The organism is Asanoa sp. NPDC050611 (genome assembly GCF_040654855.1).
Classification (GTDB): domain Bacteria; phylum Actinomycetota; class Actinomycetes; order Mycobacteriales; family Micromonosporaceae; genus Asanoa.
Genome location: NZ_JBFAIU010000586.1, coordinates 1 through 2577, shown reverse-complemented (window position 1 = coordinate 2577; position 2577 = coordinate 1). Strand labels below are relative to the sequence as shown.

Genomic DNA, 2577 nt, shown 5'->3' with positions numbered 1-2577 from the left:
GTCAGCAGGACCGGCAGCAGCCGCTCGTCGCCGGCCGTCCAGCCGGGATCGGTCGGGGTGACCACCGCTGCCACGCCCTCGATCCCGGCGAGCCCGTCGGCCGCGGCGGGGTCCGTCGTCACCACCTCGACCGGGCGCAGCGCGCCCACCAGGCCGGCGTCGGCCAGGTTGCGGTAGCCGACCGCCGCCGGGCTGTCGCCGCCCGCGATCGCGGCCAGCTCCGGCGACCCGAGGCGCAGGCCGAAGACCGGCAGGGCGAGCACGACCAGGGCCGCCGTGGCCAGCACCGCGGAGACCCAGCGGTGCCGCACGACCAGGCGGCCGATCGACAGCCAGCTGCGGCTCTCGGTCTTCGGCAGTCGGCGGCGCGGCCACTCCAGGCGCGTGCCGACCGAGACCAGCAGCGCGGGCAGCAGCGTCACCGCGACCAGCACGCTGACCAGCGGGATGAGCAGGCCGGCGAGGCCCACGCTGCGCAGGAACGGCAGCGGCAGGACGATCAGCGCGAGCAGGGAGATGGCCACGGTCACCCCGCTGAACACGACGGCCCGGCCGGCGGTGGCCATCGCCGTGCGGACGGCCTGTTCGTTGTCGGCGCCGGCCGCGCGCTCCTCGCGCCAGCGCATGATTATCAGCAACGCGTAGTCGATGGCGACGCCCAGGCCGATGAGGCCGACCAGGTACTGCACGATGAACGACACGTCCAGGCCCACGGTCAGGGCCAGCACCAGCAGGAACGTGGTCGTGATGGCGACCGCGGCGAGCAGCAGCGGCACGAGCGCGAGCAGTGAGCCGAAGGCCAGCGCGAGCACGACCAGGGCGCCACCGGCACCGAGGGCGATCTCCACGATGATCGGGCGGTCGGAGCCGCCGCCGCTCTCGTTGAGCGGGTCGACGCCCGTCACGAGCGGTTGCGCGCCGGCGACCGTGACCCCCGCGAGAGCCCCTTCGAGCTGCGGCAGGGCGGCGGCATAGGGGCCGGGTCCGGGGGTGAAGGGCGGATAGTCGAGGGCGTACGCGGTGCGGTCGGTCATGAACGGCGTCGGGTCGGCGACGTTCTCCGGCGACGCGACCCGCCAGCCGGGCCGGTCGAGGCGGGCGAACGCGGCGGCCAGCTCGCCGCGTACACCCGGATCGTCGAACGACCGACCCGCGGGGAGGGTGACGGTGACGACCAGCGGGTCCACGTTGCCGCCGCCACCGAAGGTGTCCTGGATCTTCTCGTTGGCCTCGTAGGCGGGCTGGCCCGGGAAGCTGAACTCGTAGCTGAGCCGGTCGATCGCCCGCGGCGCGAGGGCGCCGCCGACCACGGCGAGCACGAGCCAGCCGAGCATGACGAGCCGCCGGTGCCGGAGGATCCGTTCGGTCCACATGGTCAGCGCCGTCCCGGGGGTATAAGGAGACTTATGGTTTGCCTAGGCTACACAACATGCAACTCGACGACGACTCCGTCGTCCCCTGGACCGTGGTGCGGGCCAGCCACGCGCTGAGCCGGGTGTTCACCGCGGAGCTGGCGAAGGTGGGTCTGAAGCCGCACCTGTTCGGGATCCTGGCCACCCTGAGCCGCAACCCGGGGATGTCCTCGGCCGAACTGGCCCGGCAGGTGCGGGTGACGCCGCAGAGCATGGGCTCGCTGCTCCGCGGCCTCGTGGCGGACGGCCTGGTCACGCACCCGGAGCCGCGCCGCGGTCAGCCGCTGTCGGTGCGCCTGACCCAGGCGGGCGAGGACCTGCTCGGCCGCGCCTGGCCGATCATCGCCCGGATGAACCGCCCGGCGGCGCTGGGCCTGACCGCCGCGGAGGCGAGCCAGCTCAACGCGTTGCTGCACCGGGTCCTCGCGGCGACGGGTTAGGTCCGGGTCTGGAACGGCGCGCCGACGGGTCAGGGACCAGATCCGTCCTGGGCTTCGAGCGGCACACCCCGGGCGCACGGCGCTGGCCGCCGGCCCGGCGCCGGCGGCACCGGTGGGCGTGCTCGCCGGCGAGGCGGAAGAGTCGAATCGGCGGCCTGGCCCGCGTGCGCGACCAGAAAGCTGCCGACCGGCGAGGTCGAGGTCAACGCGACCGTCGTGTCCACATCGGACTCGATCCTGCCGGGCATGTCCCAGCTGTGCATCGTGCTGTCGGGTAGTTCGATCACCTTGCGGTCGGTGGTCGCCACGGCGGCGCGGAAGCGTCGAATCGGCGGTCTAGCCCGCGTGCGCGGCCAGGAACGTGTCCACATCGGATTCGATCGTGCCGAGCATGTCCCAGCCGTGCATCGTGCTGTCGGGTAGCTCGATCACCTTGCGGTCGGTGGTCGCCACGGCGGCGAGAAAGTCCTTCGCGGAGTCGCCGCAGAACGCGGACGGGTCCTCGGTGGCGCAGGCGAACAGCAGTGGCACCTTCAGGGCAGGGGCGGCGTCCGCCGGGTTGACCGGTGCGGTCGCGGCGGCCGAGAAGCGGGTGTCGTGTGCCGACAGCGAGACCACCGCGTCCGCGTCGCTTTCGCGACGAGAAGGTCCCGGAACTTGAACACGTCCAGGTTCGGCAGGAGATCGGCCTTCGACAGCGCCATGATCCAGATCCGCGGAAACTC

4 protein-coding genes are annotated in these 2577 nt (G+C 72.8%); 1 reads left to right on the top strand and 3 read right to left on the bottom strand.

The annotated features are described in order from the left end of the window. On the bottom strand, positions 1-1373 hold a 1373-nt coding region (locus tag AB0H87_RS40565), incomplete at its 3' end, for an MMPL family transporter (RefSeq protein ID WP_360158787.1). A 56-nt stretch (positions 1374-1429) separates the two neighbouring features. Between AB0H87_RS40565 and AB0H87_RS40560 the strand changes: the two genes are divergently transcribed. Further along, a complete protein-coding gene (locus tag AB0H87_RS40560; protein WP_360158784.1) occupies positions 1430-1852 on the top strand; it encodes a MarR family winged helix-turn-helix transcriptional regulator in 423 nt (140 codons plus the stop codon). Positions 1853-1881: 29 nt separating this feature from the next. On the opposite strand, the gene AB0H87_RS40555 is transcribed toward AB0H87_RS40560, so the two are convergent. Then, positions 1882-2160, bottom strand: a complete 279-nt coding sequence (locus AB0H87_RS40555; protein ID WP_360158781.1) for a hypothetical protein — start codon at positions 2158-2160, stop codon at positions 1882-1884. Positions 2161-2188: 28 nt separating this feature from the next. After that, positions 2189-2470 carry a hypothetical protein gene (locus tag AB0H87_RS40550; protein WP_360158778.1) on the bottom strand — a complete coding sequence of 94 codons (282 nt, stop codon included), beginning with the start codon at positions 2468-2470 and terminating at the stop codon, positions 2189-2191. Positions 2471-2577: the final 107 nt, after the last annotated feature.